General features: G+C 72.8%; 22 protein-coding genes and 1 tRNA gene. 11 read left to right on the top strand and 12 right to left on the bottom strand.

The window, feature by feature from the left end; genetic code table 11:
- The 3 genes from ACFYW3_RS03225 to ACFYW3_RS03215 all read left to right on the top strand — a co-directional run bounded on the left by ACFYW3_RS03225 (nt 1) and on the right by ACFYW3_RS03215 (nt 3,261).
- Nucleotides 1-939: a galactokinase gene (locus ACFYW3_RS03225; protein WP_389385364.1), complete on the top strand. Its 939-nt coding sequence runs from the start codon at nt 1-3 to the stop codon at nt 937-939.
- A 71-nt stretch (nt 940-1,010) separates the two neighbouring features.
- Complete coding sequence (locus ACFYW3_RS03220) at nt 1,011-2,252, top strand: alkaline phosphatase family protein (protein WP_389385363.1); 1,242 nt, start codon at nt 1,011-1,013, stop codon at nt 2,250-2,252.
- 85 nt (nt 2,253-2,337) lie between these two features.
- Nucleotides 2,338-3,261, top strand: coding sequence for an SDR family oxidoreductase (locus ACFYW3_RS03215; protein ID WP_351383411.1), 924 nt, complete (start codon nt 2,338-2,340; stop codon nt 3,259-3,261).
- A gap of 13 nt (nt 3,262-3,274) precedes the next feature.
- Here ACFYW3_RS03215 and ACFYW3_RS03210 read toward each other — a convergent pair whose 3' ends face one another.
- A complete protein-coding gene (locus tag ACFYW3_RS03210) occupies nt 3,275-4,039 on the bottom strand; it encodes a TetR/AcrR family transcriptional regulator (protein ID WP_351754839.1) in 765 nt (254 codons plus the stop codon).
- A gap of 97 nt (nt 4,040-4,136) precedes the next feature.
- On the opposite strand from ACFYW3_RS03210, the gene ACFYW3_RS03205 reads away from it, so the two are divergent.
- Both ACFYW3_RS03205 and ACFYW3_RS03200 read left to right on the top strand, forming a co-directional pair.
- Nucleotides 4,137-4,547, top strand: coding sequence for a VOC family protein (locus ACFYW3_RS03205; RefSeq protein WP_351754836.1), 411 nt, complete (start codon nt 4,137-4,139; stop codon nt 4,545-4,547).
- A 9-nt stretch (nt 4,548-4,556) separates the two neighbouring features.
- Nucleotides 4,557-6,830 (top strand): ATP-binding cassette domain-containing protein, encoded by a 2,274-nt coding sequence (locus ACFYW3_RS03200; protein ID WP_389385362.1) that lies wholly within the window; start codon nt 4,557-4,559, stop codon nt 6,828-6,830.
- A 63-nt stretch (nt 6,831-6,893) separates the two neighbouring features.
- Here ACFYW3_RS03200 and ACFYW3_RS03195 read toward each other — a convergent pair whose 3' ends face one another.
- Entirely contained in the window at nt 6,894-7,985 is a 1,092-nt protein-coding gene (locus ACFYW3_RS03195; protein ID WP_389385620.1) for an enoyl-CoA hydratase/isomerase family protein, read from the bottom strand.
- Nucleotides 7,986-8,099: 114 nt separating this feature from the next.
- On the opposite strand from ACFYW3_RS03195, the gene ACFYW3_RS03190 reads away from it, so the two are divergent.
- Nucleotides 8,100-8,735, top strand: coding sequence for an ATP-binding protein (locus tag ACFYW3_RS03190; RefSeq protein ID WP_351754827.1), 636 nt, complete (start codon nt 8,100-8,102; stop codon nt 8,733-8,735).
- 209 nt (nt 8,736-8,944) lie between these two features.
- Here the strand turns inward: ACFYW3_RS03190 and ACFYW3_RS03185 are convergent, their stop codons facing one another.
- Nucleotides 8,945-9,703 (bottom strand): AraC family transcriptional regulator, encoded by a 759-nt coding sequence (locus ACFYW3_RS03185; RefSeq protein WP_389385361.1) that lies wholly within the window; start codon nt 9,701-9,703, stop codon nt 8,945-8,947.
- Between the two features lie 110 nt (nt 9,704-9,813).
- On the opposite strand from ACFYW3_RS03185, the gene ACFYW3_RS03180 reads away from it, so the two are divergent.
- From ACFYW3_RS03180 to ACFYW3_RS03170, 3 genes are read left to right on the top strand one after another with little or no spacing between them, the layout of a single operon-like run.
- Entirely contained in the window at nt 9,814-11,040 is a 1,227-nt protein-coding gene (locus tag ACFYW3_RS03180) for an MFS transporter (protein ID WP_389385619.1), read from the top strand.
- A 42-nt stretch (nt 11,041-11,082) separates the two neighbouring features.
- Nucleotides 11,083-11,544, top strand: a complete 462-nt coding sequence (locus ACFYW3_RS03175; RefSeq protein WP_389385360.1) for a MarR family winged helix-turn-helix transcriptional regulator — start codon at nt 11,083-11,085, stop codon at nt 11,542-11,544.
- Between the two features lie 28 nt (nt 11,545-11,572).
- Complete coding sequence (locus ACFYW3_RS03170; RefSeq protein ID WP_389385359.1) at nt 11,573-12,187, top strand: hydrolase; 615 nt, start codon at nt 11,573-11,575, stop codon at nt 12,185-12,187.
- Here ACFYW3_RS03170 and ACFYW3_RS03165 read toward each other — a convergent pair.
- From ACFYW3_RS03165 to ACFYW3_RS03155, 3 genes are all read right to left on the bottom strand, one after another.
- Complete coding sequence (locus ACFYW3_RS03165; RefSeq protein ID WP_351754815.1) at nt 12,150-12,605, bottom strand: ATP-binding protein; 456 nt, start codon at nt 12,603-12,605, stop codon at nt 12,150-12,152. The genes ACFYW3_RS03170 and ACFYW3_RS03165 overlap by 38 nt on opposite strands.
- A gap of 76 nt (nt 12,606-12,681) precedes the next feature.
- Nucleotides 12,682-13,047, bottom strand: coding sequence for an STAS domain-containing protein (locus ACFYW3_RS03160; RefSeq protein ID WP_389385358.1), 366 nt, complete (start codon nt 13,045-13,047; stop codon nt 12,682-12,684).
- A 336-nt stretch (nt 13,048-13,383) separates the two neighbouring features.
- Nucleotides 13,384-13,457, bottom strand: a tRNA-Pro gene (locus ACFYW3_RS03155).
- Nucleotides 13,458-13,572: 115 nt separating this feature from the next.
- On the opposite strand from ACFYW3_RS03155, the gene ACFYW3_RS03150 reads away from it, so the two are divergent.
- The gene (locus tag ACFYW3_RS03150) at nt 13,573-14,064 is read left to right on the top strand and encodes a DUF309 domain-containing protein (protein WP_389385357.1); all 492 of its coding nucleotides are present in this window, start codon (nt 13,573-13,575) and stop codon (nt 14,062-14,064) included.
- An 18-nt stretch (nt 14,065-14,082) separates the two neighbouring features.
- On the opposite strand, the gene ACFYW3_RS03145 is transcribed toward ACFYW3_RS03150, so the two are convergent.
- The 4 genes from ACFYW3_RS03145 to ACFYW3_RS03130 are packed head-to-tail and all read right to left on the bottom strand — an operon-like array spanning nt 14,083 to nt 17,340.
- Nucleotides 14,083-14,472: a VOC family protein gene (locus tag ACFYW3_RS03145; protein ID WP_053677171.1), complete on the bottom strand. Its 390-nt coding sequence runs from the start codon at nt 14,470-14,472 to the stop codon at nt 14,083-14,085.
- A 5-nt stretch (nt 14,473-14,477) separates the two neighbouring features.
- Nucleotides 14,478-15,110, bottom strand: a complete 633-nt coding sequence (locus ACFYW3_RS03140) for a lactate utilization protein C (RefSeq protein ID WP_389385356.1) — start codon at nt 15,108-15,110, stop codon at nt 14,478-14,480.
- Nucleotides 15,107-16,588, bottom strand: a complete 1,482-nt coding sequence (locus ACFYW3_RS03135; RefSeq protein ID WP_389385355.1) for a lactate utilization protein B — start codon at nt 16,586-16,588, stop codon at nt 15,107-15,109. The genes ACFYW3_RS03140 and ACFYW3_RS03135 overlap by 4 nt, the downstream gene beginning before the upstream one ends.
- Nucleotides 16,585-17,340, bottom strand: a complete 756-nt coding sequence (locus tag ACFYW3_RS03130; protein WP_389385354.1) for a (Fe-S)-binding protein — start codon at nt 17,338-17,340, stop codon at nt 16,585-16,587. The genes ACFYW3_RS03135 and ACFYW3_RS03130 overlap by 4 nt, the downstream gene beginning before the upstream one ends.
- A gap of 18 nt (nt 17,341-17,358) precedes the next feature.
- On the opposite strand from ACFYW3_RS03130, the gene cobF reads away from it, so the two are divergent.
- On the top strand, nt 17,359-18,111 hold the full coding sequence (cobF, locus tag ACFYW3_RS03125; protein WP_351754801.1) for a precorrin-6A synthase (deacetylating): 753 nt from the start codon (nt 17,359-17,361) through the stop codon (nt 18,109-18,111).
- On the opposite strand, the gene ACFYW3_RS03120 is transcribed toward cobF, so the two are convergent.
- Together ACFYW3_RS03120 and ACFYW3_RS03115 are read right to left on the bottom strand one after the other, a co-directional pair.
- Nucleotides 18,098-19,246, bottom strand: coding sequence for an aminotransferase class V-fold PLP-dependent enzyme (locus ACFYW3_RS03120; protein WP_389385353.1), 1,149 nt, complete (start codon nt 19,244-19,246; stop codon nt 18,098-18,100). The genes cobF and ACFYW3_RS03120 overlap by 14 nt on opposite strands.
- Before the next feature lie 147 nt (nt 19,247-19,393).
- On the bottom strand, nt 19,394-21,097 hold the full coding sequence (locus ACFYW3_RS03115) for an endo-1,3-alpha-glucanase family glycosylhydrolase (RefSeq protein ID WP_389385352.1): 1,704 nt from the start codon (nt 21,095-21,097) through the stop codon (nt 19,394-19,396).
- Between the last annotated feature and the right edge of the window lie 367 nt (nt 21,098-21,464).

Here is a 21,464-nt window from a genome sequence, read left to right as displayed (position 1 = left end):
GTGGGCACGGTCGGGCCGGACCTCGCCCGTCGGGCCACCGCCGATCCCCTGTTCCGGTTGGTGGCGTACGCGCTGGAGGCGGCGCACGGTCTGCGGCCGACCGCCGTCTGGAGCGCCCCGTACGCCTTCCATCTGGATCGCGAGGTGTGGCCGGCGGGCTCCGCGGGCGGCCCGCACCCCGGTCCCGGGTCGGTCGCGGGCGCCGGCTGGCCGGTCGCGGCGGCCGCCGCGCCGCGTGACGACGGGCTGGTCCGGCTCAGCTCGCTCGCCCACCCGGCCGACGGGTGCGATCTGCCGCTCACGCCGTCGGGGCCCGCGCCGACCCCGCCCGCCTGGGCGGTCCGGCCCTACGCGGTGCTGCGGGCGCTGGCCCGCGCCGGATACGGGCGCGGCGGCTCCGACCTGCACGTCCAGGGTTCGTTGACGGAGGCGTCCGGGCTGGACACGGCGGAACCGGCGGACTGCGTGGTGGCGCTCGCGGTGGCCGACGCACACACACCGCCCGGCGTGGATCCGGACCGGGCGGAGCTGGCCGAACTGCTGGCCGAGGCGCTGCCGGACGGGGACACCGCCCTGCGCCGGGCTGCCCTGTTCACCCGGCCCGGGCGGGCCCTGTTGCCGGGGGCCCGTGACGCCCCCCGGTACGCGACCTTCGACCCTGCGGCCTCGGGCGCGCGGCTGGTGCTCCTGGTCGTACGCGGCGACCCGGCCCGGTGGGCGACGGAGTCGGCACGGGCCGTGGCCCGGGCCCGTGAGGCCGGGGCGCTGCGGGCCTGGTCGCCCGGGAGGCTTCCGGGACGGAGCGTGCTGATGCTGGTGCCCGAGGAACGCAACACGGCCGTCCGGGCCGCCGTGGCCGAGGAGTTCCGGGATCGGGCACGCCCGGCGCCCCGGTTCCTGAACATCGCCGTGGCCGGTGGGGCCAGGCGCGAGGAGTGAGCAGCGGCAATTCGCCGAACCCGCCGCCGGCGCGCCTGCCGGCGTCCCGCCGCATCGAGGAGGAGACGTCCATGCCCGTCACCGCGAGACAGCGGACCCGACGGCCCGCGCCGATCGCCGCACTGGGGGCGTTCGTGCTGCTCGCCGCCTTCACCGTCGCCAACTCCCAAGCGGCGGACGGTGGTTCGACGACAGCACGGACACGTTCCGTGGCGACCACCGACGCCACCGCGCTACCGAGGTACGACCACGTGGTGGTCGTCGTGTACGAGAACAAGCAGTACGGGGAGATCATCGGCAGCGCGAACGCCCCGTACATCAACCAGTTGGCGAAGGACGGCGCGAGCCTGACCGGCATGAAGGCGCTGACCCATCCCAGCCAGCCGAACTACTTCAACCTCTTCTCCGGTGCCACCCAGGGCATCACCGGCGACGGCTGCTACACCCCGCAGTCGATGACCGCCCTCAACCTGGGCCAGGAGGTCCTCGCCGCGGGAAGGACGTTCGTCACGTACAACGAGGACCTGCCGGGCCAGGGGTCCACGGCCTGTACCAGCGGGCAGTACGCGCAGAAGCACAATCCGTGGTTCGCCTTCAAGAACGTCCCGCTCGACACCGGGAAGACCTGGGCGCAGTTCCCGCAGAGCGATTTCGCGTCGCTGCCGGACCTGTCCTTCGTCGTGCCGAACCAGTGCAACGACATGCACTCCTGCCCGGTGGCCACGGGTGACACCTGGACCAGGAACAACCTCGACGCGTACGCGCGGTGGGCGAAGGCCAACAACAGCCTGCTGGTGCTGACCTGGGACGAGGACAACTACCTGGGCTCGAACCGGATCGCGACCGTCTTCCACGGCGCGAACGTGAAGACCGGCGCGTACGCGAGCGCGTACAACCACCACCACCTGCTGCGCACCCTGGAGGACCTGCTCGGGACGGCGACGCACGCCGGCAACGCGGCCAACGTCGCACCCGTCACGGAGGTGTTCGGCGGCCCCACGGAACCCACGCCCACGCCTACTCCGACACCCACCCCCACCCCCACGTCGGGTGATCTTCGGATCGTCGACCCCGGCCCACAGACCTGCCGGTTCAACCAGACCTGCACCATCCGACTCACCACCACCGGAGGCACACCCCCCGTCCGCTACACCACCACCACACTCCCGTGGGGACTCGCCCTCGACCCCACCACCGGCCGCATCACCGGAAAGCCCTGGACCACCGGAACCCACCCCATCACCGCCACCGCCACCGATTCCACCGGAGCCACCACCCACACCACCTTCACCCTCACCCTCAACTGGTTCTGATCCCCGCGCCAGGGTGACGCCGGGGCCCGCCGCCGCGCCCGCCGATCGGCGCGCCCCGCGCGACGCGGCGTCGTAGGCTCGGGGCATGGCGGACTCAGAGCAGACCCTCCGGGGCAAGGTCGCCCTGGTGGCGGGCGGGACACGGGGCGCCGGTCGGGGCATCGCGGTGCAACTGGGCGCGCGGGGCGCGACCGTGTACGTGTCGGGGCGCAGCACGACCGGCAAGCGGTCGGAGTACGACCGGCCGGAGACGATCGAGGAGACGGCCGCGCTCGTGACGGCGGCCGGCGGTCACGGGATCGCGGTGGTGGCGGACCATCTGGTGTCCGAGGAGGTCGAGGCGCTGGTCCGGCGGATCGACTCCGAGCAGGGCCGGCTGGACGTCCTGGTCAACGACATCTGGGGTGGCGAGCTGCTCTTCGAGTGGGAGAGCACCGTCTGGGAGCACGACCTCGACAAGGGGCTGCGCCTGATGCGCCTCGCGGTGGAGACCCACGCCATCACCAGCCATCACGCGCTGCCGCTGCTGCTGCGCGGTCCGGGCGGGCTGGTGGTGGAGATGACGGACGGGACGGCCGAGTACAACGCGAGCCGCTACCGGGTGTCGTTCTTCTACGACATCGCGAAGTCGGCCGTGTTGCGGATGGCGTTCGCCCTCGGCCACGAGTTGGGGCCGCACGGCGCGACGGCGGTGGCGTTGACCCCGGGTTGGCTGCGGTCGGAGATGATGCTGGAGCACTTCGGCGTGACCGAGGCGAACTGGCGGGACGCGCTGGAGAAGGTCCCGCACTTCGGGATCTCCGAGACCCCCGCCTACGTCGGCCGCGCGGTCGCCGCGCTCGCCGCCGACCCCGAGGTGTCGCGCTGGAACGGGCAGTCCCTCTCCAGCGGGCAACTGGCCCGGGTCTACGGTTTCACGGACCTGGACGGCAGCCGGCCGGACGCCTGGCGGTACATGGTCGAGGTCCAGGACCCGGACCGCCCGGCGGACACCACCGGCTACCGCTGAGCGGCGGGTCCCCTCACTCCGGGTCCCGCCGCCCCTCCACCCGCAGGGCGAGCCCGTCGAGGACGCAGCGCAGCCCGAAGTCCCACACGACCTCGGGCCGGTACCCGCCGACGGCGCTGCCGACGCGCCCGGCGAGCGGGTAGCGCTCGGCGTCCATGGCCCGCTCCAGCAGCGGGGCGCTGACGGCCCACCACTCGTCGTCGCTCTGCCGGTCGTTGTGGGCCGCGGCGTCCGCGGCGGCCAGGGCGTTGGCGTGCACGAAGCCCAGCAGATGGGTGAGGGCGGCGTCCATCTCGACGTCGGTCAGGCCGATGCCGTCGAACGCCGCCAGTTCGTGCTCGTACTTGCCGATCACTCCGGGGCCCAGGGGGGGTCGGGTGACCGGGAGGTCGGCGATCCACGGGTGGCGCAGGAACAGGTCCCGGTTGTCGTCGGCGATCCGTGCGATCCGGGCCCGCCAGGGTTCGTCGGCGCGCGTGTCACGGCGCGCCATGCGCCGGTACGCCTCGTCGAGCATCAGGTCGAGCAGCTCCGCCTTGCCCGGTACGTACGTGTAGAGGGTCATCGGGGTCACTCCCAGCCGGCCGGCCAGGGCCCGCATGGTGAGGGCCGTCAGGCCCGCCTCGTCCGCGAGCGCGAGCGCCGACTCGACGACGGCGTCGACGGTGAGTCCCTGACGGGGGCCTCGCCGTCCGCTCGGCGGCCCCTGCCCGGGCTCCCTCCACAGCAGTTCCAGGGTGCGGACGGGATCGCCCGCACCGCTCCGGTCCTTCGCCATGCCCGGCTCCTTCCAGCCCGCGTCAAGAATTCTCTCTACGCCGTACAGACTACTATGTACAATGAAAAACCAGAGCCACCGAGACGCGAGGAGTTCCGTGCAGATCGCCAGTTCCGCCATATCCCTCAACGTTGACGACGTTCCCGCCTCCGCGGCCTTTCTGACCAGCCACTTCGGCTTCCGGGAGGCCATGTCCGCCGACGGCTTCGTCTCGCTCGCCCACCCGGACGGCCCGCAGGTGATCTTCCTGCGCCGGGGACTCGAACTCCTCCCCGAGGGCTTCCGGGACGAGCGCGCGGCCGGCCTGATCCTGGTGTTCACCGTGGCCGATCTGCCGGGCGAGCACGAACGACTGCGCGCGGAGGGCGTCCCCATCACCATGGCACCGCGCGAAGAGCCCTGGGGCGAACGCCTGTTCCAGGTCACCGACCCGAACGGCGTGATCATCGAACTCGTCGACTGGATCGCCACCCCCGGCGCCGACGAGCCGGCCGACAACCACCAGTAGGGAGCCCCCGTGACCTCTCAGCCCATCGCGGCCGCCGACGCCCACCAGGTCATCCAGGTCCGGGGCGCGCGGGAGAACAATCTCGCGGACGTCTCCCTCGACATCCCCAAGCGCCGCCTCACCGTCTTCACCGGGGTCTCCGGCTCCGGCAAGTCCTCGCTGGTCTTCGGCACCATCGCCGCCGAGTCCCAGCGCATGATCAACGAGACGTACACCGCCTTCATCCAGTCGTTCATGCCGAGCCTGGGCCGCCCCGACGTGGACGGACTGCACAACCTCAGCGCCGCGATCGTGGTCGACCAGGAGCGGATGGGAGCCAACTCCCGCTCCACCGTGGGCACCGCCACCGATGCCTACACGATGCTGCGGATCGTCTTCTCCCGGCTCGGCGTCCCGCACATCGGCACGTCCACCGCCTTCAGCTTCAACACCCCCGACGGCATGTGCGTCCGCTGCGAGGGCATCGGCCAGGTCTCCGACATCGCCGTCGACCAGCTCGTCGACCGCGAACTCTCCCTCAACGAGGGCGCGATCACCGTCCCCGGCTTCGCCGTGGACTCGTGGTACTGGCAGATCATGGCGAACTCCGGCTTCTACTCCCCCGACACCAGGCTCAAGGACTTCACCGAGCGGGAGTGGGCCGACTTCCTGCACAAACCCTCGATGAAGGTGAAGGTCGGCTCCAACAACTTCACCTACGAAGGCCTGATCACCAAGATCCAGCGCACCTACCTCGCCAAGGACCGCGAGGCCATGCAGTCCCACATCCGGGCTTTCGTGGACCGGGCCGTGGTCTTCGCCGACTGCCCCGACTGCGGGGGCACCCGGCTCTCCGCCGCCGCACTGTCCTCGCGGATCGACGGGGCGAACATCGCGGACTGCTCGGCCATGCAGATCAGCGATCTGGCCGCGTTCGTCCGGCGGATCGACGATCCGGCCGTCGCCCCCATGATCGCCAACCTGCGGGACCTGCTGGACTCCCTCGTCGAGATCGGCCTCGGCTACCTGAGCCTGGACCGACCCTCCGGCACCCTGTCGGGCGGCGAGGCCCAGCGCGTCAAGATGGTCCGCCACCTGGGATCCTCGTTGACGGACATCACCTACGTCTTCGACGAGCCGACCACCGGTCTGCACCCGCACGACATCCGACGCATGAACGACCTGCTCCTGCGGCTGCGCGACAAGGGCAACACCGTCCTGGTCGTGGAGCACAAGCCGGAGGTCATCGCGATCGCCGACCACGTCGTGGACCTCGGCCCGGGGGCGGGCACCGCCGGCGGCCGGCTCTGCTACAGCGGGGACGTGGCCGGACTGCGCGCCTCCGACACCCTCACCGGCCGACACCTCGAGCACCGGGCCGCCCTGCGCGAGCCCGTGCGCACCCCGCGCGGTCACCTGTCCGTCAAGGACGCCGACCTGCACAACCTCAAGGACGTCAGCGTGGACGTCCCCCTGGGCGTACTGACGGTGGTGACCGGCGTCGCGGGCTCCGGCAAGAGTTCCCTGATCCACGGCTACCTCTCCGGACGGGACGGGGTGGTGGTCGCCGACCAGTCCCCGATCCGGGGTTCGCGCCGCTCCAACCCGGCCACGTACACGGGCCTGCTCAACCCCATCCGCACCGCCTTCGCCAAGGCCAACGGGGTCAAGGCGGCGCTGTTCAGCGCCAATTCCGAGGGCGCCTGCCCGAAGTGCAACGGCCTCGGTCTCGTCTACACCGATCTGGCGATGATGGCCGGGGTGGCCTCGGTCTGCGAGCAGTGCGAGGGCAGGCGCTTCACGCCCGAGGTGCTCACGTACCGACTGCGCGGCAAGAACATCAGCGAGGTGCTCGACATGCCGGTGACGGAGGCGCACGCGTTCTTCACCACCGGCCAGGCCCGGGCGATCCTGGGCCGGCTCGCGGACGTGGGGCTGGGCTACCTGCGGCTCGGGCAGCCGCTGAACACCCTGTCGGGCGGCGAGCGCCAGCGCCTCAAGCTCGCCATCAACATGGCGGAGAAGTCCTCGACGTACATCCTGGACGAGCCGACGACCGGCCTGCACATGGCCGACGTCGACAAGCTCCTCGCCCTGCTGGACCGCCTCGTGGACGACGGCAACTCGGTCATCGTCATCGAGCACCACCAGGCGGTGATGGCCCACGCGGACTGGCTGATCGACATCGGTCCGGGCGGCGGCCACGCGGGCGGCAGCGTGGTCTTCGAGGGAACCCCGGCCCAACTGATAACTGATGCCGACACATTGACGGCACGTCATCTGAGGGAGTACGTCGGCTCCTGACGGCGGGGTGGGATGTCGGGCCGCCGCCCGCCGCCGTGCGCGGGAGGCGGCGGCCCGACGCGCTCAGCCGGTGACGCGCTCGCCCCGCGCCTCCGGGAAGACCGGTTCGCGATCCGCCCCGAGCGGGGCGAAGAAGCGGGCCACATCCTCCTCGGTGACCTCTTCGAGGGTGGCGGGCGACCAACGGGGCCTGCGGTCCTTGTCGATCACCTGGGCCCGGACCCCCTCCACCAGGTCGGGCGATGCCAGGGCGTTGCAGGAGACCCGGTACTCCTGCTCCAGCACCCATTCGAGGGGCCCGAGTTCGCGCGCCCGGCGCACGGCGGCCAGGGTGACCTTGAGGGCGGTGGGCGACTTGGCCAGGATGGTCTCGGCGGCCGCCTTGGCCTCGGGCTCGTTGGTCGCGAGGAGCCTTCCGACGATCTCCTCCACGGTGTCGGCCGCGTAGCAGGGGTCGATCCACCGTCGGTGCTCCGCCAGTTCGGCGTGTCCGGGCGTGCCGACGTGGCGGGGAAGCACCTCGTGGACCGGGGCGAGGAGCAGTTCGGCGGTCAACTCCGGCAGCCGCCCGGCGGGGACGAAGTGCCCGGCGAGCCCGCACAGCAGCGCGTCGGCGGCCCCGACGGCCGTTCCGGTCAGGGCCAGGTGGAGGCCCAACTCCCCTGGGGCGCGCCCCAGGAGGTAGGTGCCGCCGACGTCGGGGACGAAGCCGATGCCGGTCTCGGGCATGGCCACGCGGGAGCGTTCGGTGACGATGCGGACGTTGCCGTGGGCCGAGATCCCGACTCCGCCACCCATCACGATGCCGTCCATCAACGCCACGTACGGCTTGGGGTAGCGGGCGATGAGCGCGTTCAGCCGGTACTCGTCCCGCCAGAAGTCCGCCGAGGCCGTACCCCCGGCCTTGGCGTCGTCGTGGATGGCCCGGATGTCACCACCCGCACACAACCCGCGCTCGCCGGCGCCCCGCAGGAGAACCTGGGTCACACCGGGATCCCGCTCCCAGTCCGTCAGCGCCTCGGTGATCCGCAGCACCATGGCGTGGGTGAGCGCGTTGAGGGCGCCGGGCCGGTTGAGGGTGATCACCCCCGTGTGGCCGTCGATCTCGATCAGGACCGTCTCGTCTGCGGCGTCTTCGCTCTTCACACCGGCCAGTATGCTGCGTGGCCCGCCCCGCGGAAGATCATCCCCACGGTGTCGGCGCCCCCGGACGACCCGGTCGAGGGGGCCCGCCCCCGGCGCCCGCGGCACGGTCGACATACTTCCGTGATGGATGTTTCGAGCGCGTCATGGCGCAACACCACGCACGACTGGGCGCGATCCGTGGACCCGGAGCACCTCGCCCTGATCCGCCGGGACCCGGCCGGCCTCGCTCCCGGCGGGGTACGGCACCTGGTCCTGGAGGTCCTCGCCTACGCGGCGGACGAGGCGGAGCACAGGGGCGCGGGCCGCTGTACCGTGACGCTCCACCCTGACGGGTCGGTGTCCGTCGCGGACGACGGGCGGGGCACCGACACCCGCTTCGACGAGCACGGCCGGCCGGTCCGCAAGCCCGTCATGGCGACGAAGGACCTGCGGTTCTTCGACCACCCCGACGCCGAGTCGCTGCCCGACGGGCATCCCCGCCGGGGGATGTCCGTCGTCGCGGCGCTGAGCGAGTGGCTCGTCCACACCAACCGCCGTGCGGGCGGCGCCTGGAGCCAACGCTACGAGCACGGTGTGCCGGCGACCGGGCTGACGCCGATCGCGGACGACGGCACCACGGGCACGGTCGTCCACTTCCGCCCCGCCGGGCCGGCGGCCACGACCGACGCCGCATGCGATCCGGTCGTCGAGCAGCTCGCCGGCTTCGCCTCCGCGTGGCCCTTCCTGTCCGTCGACCTCGACGACCGCCGCGTCGACTGATCGCGCGGGCGCGCCGAGACCCACCGGCCGGACGGGCCCGCGGGCCGGCTAGTGCTGTGACCGGAATGGTTTGCCGGGGCGCGGTGTCCGGTGCGGTGCATCGCAAGGCGGAGGACTGCCTCTTGTACTGGACGTACTTGAGCGGTCCGACAACGCGGCGAGGTGCCGTGCCGGGCGCCGTGACACGGTGAACCTTTCCGGTCACAGCACTAGAGGTGCGTGCCCGGTGTGTGGCCGAAGGCGCGCCGGAACACGTCGATGAACGCGCTCGCGGACGACCAGCCGCAGCGGTGCGCGACCGCGGTCACCGGCGTTCCCACTGCGAGCAACCGCAGCGCCTGGTGCAGCCTTAGCTGGGTGCGCCACTGCGGGAACGTCATCCCCAAGTCGGCGCGGAACAGCCGGCTCAGCGTGCGCTCCCCCGCGCCCGCGCCGGCCGCCGCGCCCAGCGCCGCCAGTCCCCGCCCGTCCGCGGGATCGGCCTCCAGCACCGCGCACACCGCCGCCAATCGGGGGTCGGTGGGCGCGGGCAGGTGCAGGGGCTGGAGCGGCGAGACCCGCAGTCGGTCGAGGAGCACCGCCAGCAGGCGGCGGCGTGCCGGGCTCCCGTCGTCCGGTTCGCGGGTGTAGGCCAGGATCAGTTCCCGCAGCAGCGGTCCCACCGCGATCACCGCCGGCCGGTCCGGTGGCAGCGGGGCGTGGCGGGTCGGCAGACCCACGCAGTGCAGGTCGGTCCGTCCGTACGCGCGGTGCTCGTGCACCGTCCCGGCCGGGATCCACAACGCGCGGGTGGTGGGCGCGACCCACGTGCCGGCGTCGGTGGTGACGGAGAGCATCCCGGAGCCCGCGTAGGCGATCTGGTGATCGTCGTGGTGGTGCGCGGGGATCCCGACGTGGGTGTCGAGCCGGTTGACGTTGGTCAGGGCCCGCGGTCGGTGCTCCGCGTCGGGTTGGCGGAATTTCTGCATCACCGGGCATTTTATCGGAAGCGTGACGCCCTGCCCCGGGAGATTCTCGATCGGTGACATCGATCGCGACACCCTCCGCGCCCCACCGACCCCGACGTACGCCCGGCCGCCTGCGCGTGGCCGGCTTCTCCGCCGGTCACGCCTGTGTGGACGTCTATCAGGGCGCGGTCTCCGCGCTCGTGCCCTTCCTCGTCTCCGAGCGGGCCTACGGTTACGCCGCCGCGTCCGGCATCGTGCTCGCCGCCTCCCTCCTCTCCTCCGTCGCGCAGCCGCTGTTCGGGGCGCTCACCGACCGGCGGGCCGTGCCCTGGCTGATCCCGGTGGCCGCGGGGGCCGCCGGGCTCGGGATCGCGCTCGTCGGTCTGGACGCCGGGTACCGCGCCACCCTGGCGGCGGTCGCCGTGTCCGGGCTCGGGGTGGCCGCGTACCACCCGGCGGCGGCCCGTCTCGTGCGCACCTGGCCGGGCGACGGGCACGCCGCGATGAGCTGGTTCGCCCTCGGTGGGAACATCGGCTTCGCGTGCGCGCCACTGCTGGTGTTCGCGGCGCTTTCGGTGTCCGGCCCGGCCGGATGGTGGCTGTTGGCGCTGCCGGCGGTCGTGGGCGTGTTCCTCAACCGGCCGCCGTCCGCCCGGAAGCGGGCCGATGCGACCGACCCCGCCGTGCCGGCCGACGCGCGGGCACGGGAGGACCGGCGGGCGTTCCTGCGTCTGTCGCTCGTCGTGGTCGTCCGCTCGGTCGTCTTCGTCGGGCTCAGCACCTTCGTCGCGCTGTACGTGCGTGAGCGCGGGGGCAGTGCGAGCGCCGGGTCCGTGGCCCTGTTCGCCCTGTTCGCGGGCAGCGCGGGCGGCACCCTGCTCGGGGGCCGGCTCGCCGCGCGCTGGGGCCGGGTGCCCACCGTGCGCCGGGCCTACGCCGCCGCCGTCCCCGCCGTGGCGGGAATCCTGTTCCTGCCGCTGCCCCTCGTGTACGGGTGCGCCGCGCTGGCCGCCACCGCGCTGTACGTGCCGTTCTCGCTCCAGGTCACCCTGGGCCAGGACTACCTGCCGACCCGCATGGGCACCGCGAGCGGGGTCACCCTGGGCCTGACGGTCAGCATCGGCGGGGTGGCGAGCCCGCTGATCGGCGCCCTCGCCGACGCCTCCTCACTGCGCACCGCGCTGCTGCCGCTGATCGTCCTGCCGCTCCTGGCGTGGGCCCTGGCCCGGCACCTTCCCGAGCCCGCCGCCCTGCCGACGGCTGCCCCGCCGGACTCGGCCACGACCAAGTCCGCCGCGACGGAAGCGACGGAAGCGACGGCAACCGGGCCCGCGGACCGGGCGCCCGAAAAGCCATAAGGTCGCCTTGAAAGTTTGACTGTATGTCCCTACCGTGGCGACATGTCCCCCGCGCCCTCCGACCCCTCCGCCACCTCCCGAGCCCCTCGCCCCCGCGACACCGCGGAGGAACTGCAACTCGCGCTCGGCCTGCTGGTGCGGCAGATGCGGGCCGCCGCCGGTGGCGGGATCAGCCTGTCGCAGATGTCCGTGCTCAAGCGGCTCGACCGGCTCGGACCCCAGACGGCCTCGGAGCTGGCCCGGGCCGAGAAGATCCGCCCCCAGTCCGTCATCGCCACCGTGAACTCCCTCCAGGCCGAGGGACTCGTCGTCCGCACCCCGCACCCCACCGACGGGCGCAGGTTGCCGATCTCGCTCACCCCCGAGGGCCGGACCCTCGTGAGCGAGCGCCGCGAGGCGGGCCACGGCCGGCTCGCCGAGCTGATCGCCGAGCGACTGAGTCCCGCGGAGCAGCGGATGGTGGCCGATGTCGTACCACTGCTGCGGCGGTTGGCCGAGGACTGAACACCCGACGACCCGAGGAGACCGACCCATGACCGCGCCCGCGTCGCCCGCACGCCCCGAGCCCGACCTGACCCTCGATTCCGCCACGGCGCTGGTCCTCGTCGACCTCCAGAACGGAATCCTGGCCCTGCCCACGACCAGGCCCGCCCCCGAGGTCCTGAAGAACGGCATCGCCCTCGCCGAGGCCTTTCGCGCCCGCGGGCTGCCGGTGCTGCTGGTGCGGGTCGCCTGGTCCCCCGACGGCGGCGACCTGCCCGTTCGCCGGGTCGACCGGCCCGGCCCGGCCTCGACCCCTCCCCCGTCGTTCTCGGAGATCCCGGCCGAACTGGCGGCACTGGGGAACGTGATCGTCACCAAGCGGCACTGGGGCGCGTTCACCGGCACCGAACTCGATCTGCAACTGCGCCGTCGGGGCGTGCGCCGCATCGTTCTCGCCGGCATCTCGACCAGCATCGGCGTGGAGTCCACGGCCCGCACGGCCTGGGAGCACAGTTACGAGCTGGTTTTCGCCGAGGACGCCACCGCCGACACGGACCCCGACGCGCACGCCCACACCTTCGGCAAGATCTTCCCGCGCATCGGTCGGGTGAGCGGGACCGGCGAGATCATCGCGGCCCTGGACGGCCTCGGCCCGAAGGACTGACGGGCCCGTCCGTCCCGTCGGGCCCGACCTCCAGCCATACGCACTTTCCGTCCGGGCCCGGCCGGGAACCCCAGGACCGGGCGAGCCGTTCCACGATCAGCATCCCGTGCCCACCGGGCCGTCCCGGTGTCGCCGAGCCCGCCGGCACCGGGACGGGCGGGGCCGGATTGCCGTCGGTCACCTCTATCCGCAGCCGCTCCGGCGTGCGGTCGAGGACGAGCACGCCCGGGCCTCCGCCGTGCAGGCAGGCGTTCGACACGACCTCGGACACCAGGAGCAGTACGTCGTCGGTCGCGTCCGCGGACCACCGCCAGGTGTCGAGCGCCATGCGGGTGAAGTCCCGGCTGCGCGTGACCGGGTTCCGGGCGCCCGCCAGCTCCAGGAGCCAGGTCCGGTCGGACGACCCACGCTGCTCCATGGCGCTCAGACTCCTCGTGTCCGTGTCTCTGTTCCTGTGCGAACCGGCGGGCGTCCGCCCGTCGGGTGTCGACCGCCTAGCCGGGCTGTCGACCGCTGAGCGCCTGTTCCACGTCGTCGTGCACGGGGAAGACCCCGTCCGCGCCGGTGATCCGGAACATCCGTGCGACGGGTCCGGTCAGGCCCGCCAGCTCCAGGGTGCCCTCGGCCTCCTGGGCCGTGATCCTGCTGTGCAGCAGCACGTTCAGGCCGGTGGAATCGCAGAACTCCAGCTTCGAGAGATCCACCAGCAGGCGGACACCCGGGGTGATCGCCGCGTCGAGGGCATCCCGCAGGGGCTGGGCCGTGTCGTGGTCCAGCTCCCCGGTGAGAGCCAGGATCACGGCCCCGTCCGCGGCCCGCTCCGCCACGGTGAACCGCTCATTCTCCGCTCCCGGCACCATCCGCCTTCACCCTTCCGTCCTGCTGCCGATGCGCCTGCCCCGATACCGCCGGGATACGCGCCAAGGCATGAAGTCTGTCGGACCGGGCGGGCACATCCCCGCAACCGGTCGGGAACCACACCGTACGCGGATCAGGACACGGCCCCGTCGGCGCCCGCGCCGATCGGCCGCCGCGGCCCCCCTCACCACCGAACGGCCGCCGATGTCGCGGCACTTGCCCCTGCGCGGAAAGCGGGACCAGGGGGGACGGGCAGCCCGGCGACAAGGGCGGGGAAAACGAAAGAGAGGCCGTATCGGATGAATCCGATACGGCCTCTGCTTCACGACTCTGTCGAGTCGGGACGACAGGATTTGAACCTGCGACCCCTTGACCCCCAGTCAAGTGCGCTACCAAGCTGCGCCACGTCCCGTTCTGCTTTGCGCCTTCCACCTGGGGTTTCCCCCTCGTGCCGGGCACATGCAGAACATTACCCCACGCGGAGGGGTACGCGTGCACCGGTGATCGGCGGGAGAGAGGATGTCCGGGTGAACGCACGGGATCGGGATGGCGAGGGACGGGCGCGGAGCGCGCGGCCGCGGGACGGACTCGGGCGGCCGTTGCCGTACGGGGCGCCGGGTGTCGAGCGGCAGCCCGAGGGGGTGGTGCGGACGCCCGCCGCGACGCTCGCGGAGGCGCAGCGACTGCTGGACGCCGGCATGCCCTTCCACGCGCACGAGGTGTTCGAGGACGCCTGGAAGTCGGGTCCGCCGGCCGAGGCGGCGTTGTGGCGGGGGCTCGCGCAGTTGGCGGTGGGGCTCACCCACTCGGCGCGGGGGAACGCCACCGGTGGGGCCCGGTTGTTGCGGCGCGGCGCGGGCGTCCTGGCCGGGCTGGACGCGCCGTACGGGATCGACCTGCCGGGGCTGGTCGGGTGGGCCGGGGCGCTGGCCGGCAGGGTCGAGGCCGGCGCGGCGGTCGACGCGGCGGCCGAGGCGCCCCGGCTCGCCGCGTTCCCGGACGGCCCGGCGGCGGCCTGACCGTCCCGCGCCCGGGGGTTACGCCGGCTGGAGCAGGTCCCAGCGGTTGCCGTAGAGGTCCTCGAAGACGGCGACGGAGCCGTACGTCTCGTGGCGCGGTTCCTCCAGGAAGCGGACCCCCTCGGCGGTCATCCGGGCGTGGTCGCCCGCGAAGTCGTCGGTGTGGAGGAAGAACCCGACGCGTCCGCCGGTCTGGTCGCCGACCCGGGAGCGCTGGGCCTCGTCCTTGGCGCGGGCGAGCAGCAGGGCCGCTTCGGTGGCGCCGCGCGGGCGGACCACGACCCAGCGGGAGCCGTCCGGTCGGGCGGTGTCCTCGACGAGGGTGAAGCCGAGGGCGCGGGTGTAGAAGTCGATGGCCTCGTCGTAGTCGTGGACGACGAGGGCGGTGAGGGCGATGTGTGCGGACATGGGTCCTATTGTGCGGACCCGTCGAGCAGGACGACCTCCAGGGTCCGGGGGCCGTGTACGCCCTCGACCCGGTCGAGCTCGATGTCGCTGGTCGCCGAGGGCCCGGAGATCCAGGTCAGCGGGCGGGTGGGGTCCAGTCGCTCCAGGGCCTGCGGGATCGAGTCCACCAGCAGGTCGGGGATCCGGACGACACAGACGTGGTGGTCGGGGATCAGGGTGATCCGGCGCCGGCCCTGCTCGGGGCCCCCGTCGAGGACGAGGGTGCCGGTCTCCGCGACGGCCAGGGCGCAGCCGGTCACGACGCTGTCCACCGCGTCGAGTTCGAGCGGGGTGGACGTGGCCAGGTCGTGGACGAGGGTCACGTCGGCGTCGGCGAGCCAGTGCGGGGGCAGGTCGGGCGGCACGAGCACGGTGGCGGATCCCTGGCGGGCGAGGAGTCGTGCCAGGAGCGGTGGCAGGCCGTCCTCGTCGGCGCGGTGGACCGTCGCCCGGTACTCGGTGAGGTGTGCGGCGAGCAGGTCGGCGCTCTGCTCGGGGGTGCGGGTGCCGTGGCTGCGGAGGTAGTCGCGGGGCACTTCCGTGTCGGGGCCGTCGACGGCCCGTCGGATGCGGCCCAGGATGAGGTCCCTGGTGCTCATCGGTGTTCCTCTCCCCGGTCGCCGCGTTCCCGGGTCCACCAGTCGCGGAAGGATTCGGCGGGCGGGCGTGGCAGCTCGCGGCTGTCGGTCCAGGCCCGGCCGGGCCCGGGCAGTCGGCGCGGTCGCAGGCGGCGGGCGCGGGACAGCAGCCGCTCCCCCGCGCGGAGGGCGCCCGGGCGGTCGAGGAGGAGGCGGGCGGCCCGCATGGCGGCCCGTTCGGCGGTGTGGCCCCGGGCGGGACGGATGCGTACGCGGATGCCCTCGCGGGTCACGGGGCCGCCTTGGGCGACGCGTTCGCGGAGGTGCACGAGGACCTCGGGGATGTCGATGGCGACGGGGCAGACCTCGTAGCAGGCGCCGCACAGGGTGGAGGCGTAGGGCAGCGAGGCGTCGATCTCGCTTGCGGTCCCGCGCAGTTGGGGGCTGAGGATGGCGCCGATCGGGCCGGGGTACACGGAGCCGTAGGCGTGGCCGCCGGCGCGTTCGTAGACGGGGCAGACGTTCAGGCAGGCGGAGCAGCGGATGCAGCGCAGGGCCTGGCGGCCCACGGCGTCGGCGAGGGTGTCGGTGCGCCCGTTGTCGAGGAGGACGAGGTGGAAGGCGGTGGGGCCGTCGCCGTCCGTGGTGCCGGTCCACATGGTGGTGTAGGGGTTCATCCGCTCGGCCGTGGAGGAGCGTGGCAGCGTCTGGAGGAAGATCTCCAGGTCCCGGAAGGTCGGCACCACCTTCTCGATGCCGACGACCGAGATGAGGGTCTCGGGAAGGGTCAGGCACATCCGGCCGTTGCCCTCCGACTCGAGGACGACCATGGTGCCGGTCTCGGCGACCATGAAGTTGGCCCCGGACACGGCGACTTTGGCGCGCAGGAACTTCTCGCGCAGGTGCAGGCGTGCCGCTTCGGCGAGTTCGCGCGGGTCGTCGCCGAGGCCGTCCGGTGCGGGTCTGCCCCAACTCGCCATCTCGCTGCGGAAGATGTCACGGATCTCGGCCCGGTTGCGGTGGATGGCGGGGACCAGGATGTGCGAGGGCCGGTCGTGGCCGAGTTGCACGATGAGTTCGGCCAGGTCGGTTTCGTACGCGGCGATCCCGGCCGTTTCCAGGGCTTCGTTGAGGCCGATCTCCTGGGTGGCCATCGACTTGACCTTGACCACCTCGCGCTCGCCGGTGGCCAGTACCAGTGCGGTGACGATCCGGTTGGCCTCGTGCGCGTCGGCGGCCCAGTGGACGGTGCCGCCGGCCGCCGTGACGGACTCCTCCAACTCCAGCAGGTGGCGGTCGAGATGGCGCAGCGTGTGGTCCTTGACCGCCTTGCCGGCCGCGCGGAGCCGGTCCCAGTCCGCCAACTCCGCCACGGCGCGGGCCCGTTTGTCGCGAATGGTGTGCGTGGCGTGCCGGAGGTTGGCGCGCAGGACCTCGTCGTGCACGCCGTCGCGCGCCGCGGCGGGGAAGGCGGGCATGCCGAGCGGGATGGCGGTCATCGCAGGGGTTCCTCCTCGGTCGCGGCGAGGATCTCCGCGAGGTGCAGGGCGCGCGGCGGGACGTCACGGCGGCGGAGCATCCCGTCGAGGTGGGCGAGGCAGGAGTTGTCGGCGCCGCACAGCACCTCGGCGCCGGTGGAGGCGGCGGCGCGGATCTTGTCGGCGCCCATCGCGGCGGACACGTCCGGGTTCTTGACGGCGAAGGTGCCGCCGAAGCCGCAGCATTCCTCGGCCCCGGGGAGTTCGACCAGCTCCAGGCCCTTGACGGCGGCCAGCAGCCGCCGGGGGCGGTCCCCTAGGCCCAGGGTCCGCAGGCCGTGGCAGGAGGGGTGGTAGGTGACGGTGTGCGGGAAGTACGCGCCGACGTCGGTCACCCCGAGGACGTCGATCAGGAACTCGGTCAGCTCGTACACGCGGGGTGCGAGGTCGTCGGCGAGCCGGGCCAGTTCCGGGCCGCGTCCCTCGTCCTCGGCCCTGCGGCCGATCCGGGGGTAGTGCTCGCGGATCATGGCGGCGCAGGACGCGGAGGGGGTGACCACGTAGGCGTGGCCCGCGAAGGCCTCGGCGGTGCGCCGCATCAGCGGTTCGCTCTCGTGGCGGTAGCCGGTGTTGTACTGCGGTTGTCCGCAGCAGCTCTGGGCGGCGGGGAAGTCCACGTGGACGCCGAGCCGCTCCAGGAGGCGGACCACGGCGATGCCGGTTCGGGGGTACAGCGCGTCGTTGACGCAGGTGACGAACAGGGCGGCGCGCATGACGGGCAGAATAGCCGGGTGAAGAAGTTCTACGTGATCGGCATCGGCGCGGGCGACCCGGACCACCTGACCCTCCAGGCGGTCAAGGCGATCGGCGCTTCGGACGCATTCCTCATCCTGGAGAAGGGCGAGGACAAGTCGGACCTGACCGGGCTCCGGCGGGCGATGCTGGACGAGTACGCCCGGCCGGGCCACCGGCTGGTGGAGGGCCGTGACCCGGACCGGGACCGCACGCCGGCGCAGTACGCCCCGACCGTGGACGGCTGGCGCAGCGCCCGGGCGGAGATCTTCGAGCGGTTCATCGCCGAGGACCTGGCGGACGGCGAGACCGGGGCGTTCCTGGTGTGGGGCGACCCCTCGTTGTACGACTCCACGCTCGCGATCCTCGACGAGGTGCTGGAGAAGGGGCGGGTCGCCTTCGACCACGAGGTGGTGCCCGGCATCAGCAGCATCTCCTCGCTGCTCGCCCGGCACCGGACCACCTTGAACCGGGTGGGTCGCCCGGTGCAGATCACCACCGGGCGGCGGCTCGCGGAGGGCTGGCCGCAGGACGTGGACGACGTGGTGGTGATGTTGGACGCGCGGCACGCCTTCACGGCCCACCTCGACCAGGACCTGTACATCCATTGGGGCGCCTATGTCGGCACGCCCGACGAGATCCTGGTCTCGGGGAAGCTGGCGGAGGTGGCCGGGCGGATCGAGGAGCTGCGGACCGAGGCCCGCGCCCGCAAGGGTTGGATCATGGACACGTACCTGCTCAGGCGTCCTTGAGGTAGTCGGGCAGGGCGGCGGCCAGGCGTTCGTACTCCTCGGGCCGGTTGTAGATCTGGCCGCAGACGCGGATGCCGCCGCCGCCCGGCCAGGGCCAGATCAGTACCCGCGTGCGCAGCTCGGCGGCGATCCGTTCGCGCAGGGCGCGGGCGCTGTCCTGGGTTTCGGCGATGCCCGGCGGCAGGCGCAGGGCGCGCATGGCGAGCCCCTCCGTGTACGGGAGCGGGGTGAGCCCGGGGAGCTCGGCGAGCAGGGCGGCGCCGTGGGCGGCGAGCGCGGCGTTGTGGACCCGCACCGCGGTCGCGTCGAGGCGTTCGAGGAGGTCCAGGCCCTCGGGTGCGGCCAGCCAGCCGGTGTAGTCGGCGGTGGCCCGGTTCTCGACGGAGCGGGGGAAGCCGTGCCGGTCCTCCCAGGAGGGGACCAGGGCCCGGATCCGGGTCCGGTGGCGCGGGGCGACGGCGAGGACGGCGCTGCCGGAGGGTGCGTACCCCCATTTGTGCAGGTTCCCGAACCAGAAGTCGGCGCCGCCGGCCAGCGGGTCGGCGAGCATGCCGGGGGCGTGGGCGCCGTCGACGATGGTGGTGACGCCGCGGGCGGCGAGGTCGGCGAGGAGCGCGGGGCCGGCGATGAGCCGGGCGGTCGGCGAGCTGACGTGGTCGAGGACCGCCACCTTGGTGCGGGGGGTGAGTGCGGCGAGCACGGTCTCCCGTACGGCGTCCTCGTCGGGGAGGTACGGGTCGAGGGTGACCGTGGTGAGGGGTGCGCGGCGGGCCGCCGCCTCGACGACCGTGCCGTAGCCGTGGTCGGTGACCAGGATCTCGTCGCCGTCGGCGAGGGGGACGGCGTCGAGCGCGAGGTTCGCCCCCTCGGTGGCGTTGGCGATGAAACCGATGCCGTCGGCATCGGTGCCGAGGTGGGTCGCGACCCGGGCACGGGCGTCGGCGATGCGTTCCGGCACGCCGATGAAGAACACGTCGGGGTCGTGGTGGACCTCTGCCTGGAGTGCGGCGTGCGCCTGCTGCACGGGGACCGGGACGGCGCCGAACGATCCGTGGTTGAGGTGCGCCACGTCGGGGTCGAGCCGGAACAGGGCGCGCCCGCCGGGGAACTCCGCCGGGGCTTTCGGCTCGGTCACTGGGCCTCCGTGGGTGGGGTCGGCTGGTGTGCCGATCCTCTCCCGGGGCGGGCCCGGACCGGAAGACCGCCCCGGCGGCCGGAGGACCGCCCCCGGCGCCGAGGACCGCCCCCGGACCGGAAGGCCGCCCCCGCCGCCGGGGCCGGGCTACTCCCGGCCGCTTGTCGCCGCGTAGTACTGGAGGTCCTGGACTTCCACCTTGTGGTCGGCCGGGTAGGGGAGTTCGACCTCCGTCACGGTCCGGCCGGCCCGCACCACCTCCGCGGAGCTGACGCCCGTCTTCAGCGGCAGCAGTTCGGTGTGGAGTCCGGCCGGGGCCTCGTGGGAGTCCTTGGCGGCGCCGACGGTCGTACGGATCCTCGCCGACCCCGTCAGGAAGCTCAGCACCTCCACGGTGTCCCGGGGGGCCGCGCTTCCCCTGCGCAGCGACATCACCAGCGACTGGTCGCCCGTCGGGTCGGCGGCGGCGAACTGGGTGCGGGCCGTGAGGTAGAGGGTGTCGCGGACGATCCGCGGCCAGTCGCCCGTCTTGAAGCGGGTCAGGTAGTACGAGGTGAGGTCCAGGTAGGCGTAGCCGTTGTGCAGGGACGGCGCGAACTGGCTGCCTTCGGAGTAGTCGTTCCAGGTGGTCAGTTGCACCCAGTCGGCGCCGTCGTCGATCGCGTGCGTCCACGTGGACCGGAGCGTGGCGGTGTTGCCGGCCTCGTCGTAGATGCCCTGGTTGGGGCGGGCGTCCTGGACGGAGACGGGCTGCATCCAGATCTTGCCCATCTCGTGGGCCCGGCGCGCGTCGCGCGTCGAGCTCTCCTGGCCGACGTAGCTGCGGCTGCCCCACTCGGAGAAGCCGTGGCTGATCGGCGCGAAGGCCGCCCCGTTGGCGCCGAAGTCGAGGAAGAGGGGGACGAAGGCGGTGCGGATGCCGTGCTTCGACTTCAGGTTGTCGATCACCCGGGTCCACCAGGCCACGTTCTTGGCCTCGGCCTTGAAGGGCGACACGACGAGTCGCCCGTCACCGAGCCGGTGGGCGGCCGGGCTCTTGCCGAGGGCTGCGATGGCGTCGGCGAGCACGCCCGGGTCGTCGGTCCTCAACGAGGTCATGTCCGGCATCAGCATGATCTTGAAGTCGGGGTCGACCGAACGGGCGGCCTCCATCAGGAGGTTGGAGCGCTCCCAGTTCTTGCCGGAGAGGGAGAGCATGTCCAGGGTGAATCCGTCGATGCCGGCGGCGCGGGCGGTGCGCACCTCCTGCTGGAGGTTGGCGTACTCCCAGTTGCCGCCCTTGGGCGGCACGGGCAGCGGGCGGTCGCGCAGCAGGCCGCCGTAGCGCTCGTGCTTGCCGCTCTCCCCGTCGGGTTCGAGGTAGTTGCGGGTGTAGTAGTCGACGTCCGCGCTCGTGTTGTCGAGGGACAGCGGGTACGGGGTGAAGTAGTGGGCGAACACCAGCTTCTTGCCGGCGGAGCCCGAGCGCAGCGCGGCCGGTCGGGGCATGTCGAAGGGCAGGGATCCCGCGGCGCGGGTGCCTCCGGTGTCCACCTGCCCCCGGGGGGTCGGCCGTTCGGATTCCTCGGGGGATCCGCTCGGGCTCGGGGTGGCCCCGGGCGTGCGGGTCGCCTCGGGCGAGGGCTCGCCGCCGGGGGCGATGGTCCGGGGCGCGTCGATCTCGGGCGTCGCGCTGTTCTGGTGCGCGTCGGCGGTGAAGGGGTCCCAGGCGATGCCGGTCGCGGCGCTGACGCCGACGAGCAGGAAGGCCGACATCAGGAACGTCAGCAGTGGTCTGCGCCCCCGGAAGCGGGGACGGCGTCGGTGCGACGCGGGTCGTGCCTCCCGCTCTGCCCGCCGGTCCGCTCTCATGTGTGCCCCTCCCCGGAATATGCCCCGGCTGCGGGGCTGCACAGCAGTAGAGCCGATTCCCGGCTGCCAAACAACCGTTCCAGAGGGGCGGGGGCCCGGCACGTACGTCACGGGGACCACGGGAACTACGCCGACCGCTTTGCCTTGGCCAACACGGCGTCCGCTTCGGGGCCCTTGGCGTGTCCCGGCCGCAGGCGGGTTCCCTGTCCCCGCGAACACGTCCGCAACGTACCGCGCCCGTCCGCCGGCCGGCGGGGGCGACCCGGGACGACGGGCGCGAGCGTTGCCCACCTGGGGTCTTGGCCCGCCGCGTTCCCCTCGCCGGGCTTCCCGCCGCGTGCGTCGTCTACCGGCCCTCCACCATCCG

This window comes from Streptomyces sp. NPDC002602 (assembly GCF_042889445.1).
In the GTDB taxonomy this organism is placed as follows: Bacteria; Actinomycetota; Actinomycetes; order Streptomycetales; family Streptomycetaceae; genus Streptomyces.
Note: the sequence above shows the minus strand (reverse complement) of the source record. Positions and strands in the feature narration are given on the sequence as shown.

What these genes read in the sequence shown, in the direction of transcription:
- ACFYW3_RS03140 (WP_389385356.1), bottom strand. Translation starts at nt 15,110, where the DNA reads ATGAGCACCAGGGACCTCATCCTGGGCCGCATCCGACGGGCCGTCGAC.
- ACFYW3_RS03190 (WP_351754827.1), top strand. Translation starts at nt 8,100, where the DNA reads ATGGATGTTTCGAGCGCGTCATGGCGCAACACCACGCACGACTGGGCG.
- ACFYW3_RS03185 (WP_389385361.1), bottom strand. Translation starts at nt 9,703, where the DNA reads ATGCAGAAATTCCGCCAACCCGACGCGGAGCACCGACCGCGGGCCCTG.
- ACFYW3_RS03145 (WP_053677171.1), bottom strand. Translation starts at nt 14,472, where the DNA reads ATGTCCGCACACATCGCCCTCACCGCCCTCGTCGTCCACGACTACGAC.
- ACFYW3_RS03210 (WP_351754839.1), bottom strand. Translation starts at nt 4,039, where the DNA reads ATGGCGAAGGACCGGAGCGGTGCGGGCGATCCCGTCCGCACCCTGGAA.
- ACFYW3_RS03130 (WP_389385354.1), bottom strand. Translation starts at nt 17,340, where the DNA reads ATGCGCGCCGCCCTGTTCGTCACCTGCGTCAACGACGCGCTGTACCCC.
- ACFYW3_RS03215 (WP_351383411.1), top strand. Translation starts at nt 2,338, where the DNA reads ATGGCGGACTCAGAGCAGACCCTCCGGGGCAAGGTCGCCCTGGTGGCG.
- ACFYW3_RS03115 (WP_389385352.1), bottom strand. Translation starts at nt 21,097, where the DNA reads ATGAGAGCGGACCGGCGGGCAGAGCGGGAGGCACGACCCGCGTCGCAC.
- ACFYW3_RS03135 (WP_389385355.1), bottom strand. Translation starts at nt 16,588, where the DNA reads ATGACCGCCATCCCGCTCGGCATGCCCGCCTTCCCCGCCGCGGCGCGC.
- ACFYW3_RS03170 (WP_389385359.1), top strand. Translation starts at nt 11,573, where the DNA reads ATGACCGCGCCCGCGTCGCCCGCACGCCCCGAGCCCGACCTGACCCTC.
- ACFYW3_RS03160 (WP_389385358.1), bottom strand. Translation starts at nt 13,047, where the DNA reads ATGGTGCCGGGAGCGGAGAATGAGCGGTTCACCGTGGCGGAGCGGGCC.
- ACFYW3_RS03220 (WP_389385363.1), top strand. Translation starts at nt 1,011, where the DNA reads ATGCCCGTCACCGCGAGACAGCGGACCCGACGGCCCGCGCCGATCGCC.
- ACFYW3_RS03175 (WP_389385360.1), top strand. Translation starts at nt 11,083, where the DNA reads ATGTCCCCCGCGCCCTCCGACCCCTCCGCCACCTCCCGAGCCCCTCGC.
- ACFYW3_RS03165 (WP_351754815.1), bottom strand. Translation starts at nt 12,605, where the DNA reads ATGGAGCAGCGTGGGTCGTCCGACCGGACCTGGCTCCTGGAGCTGGCG.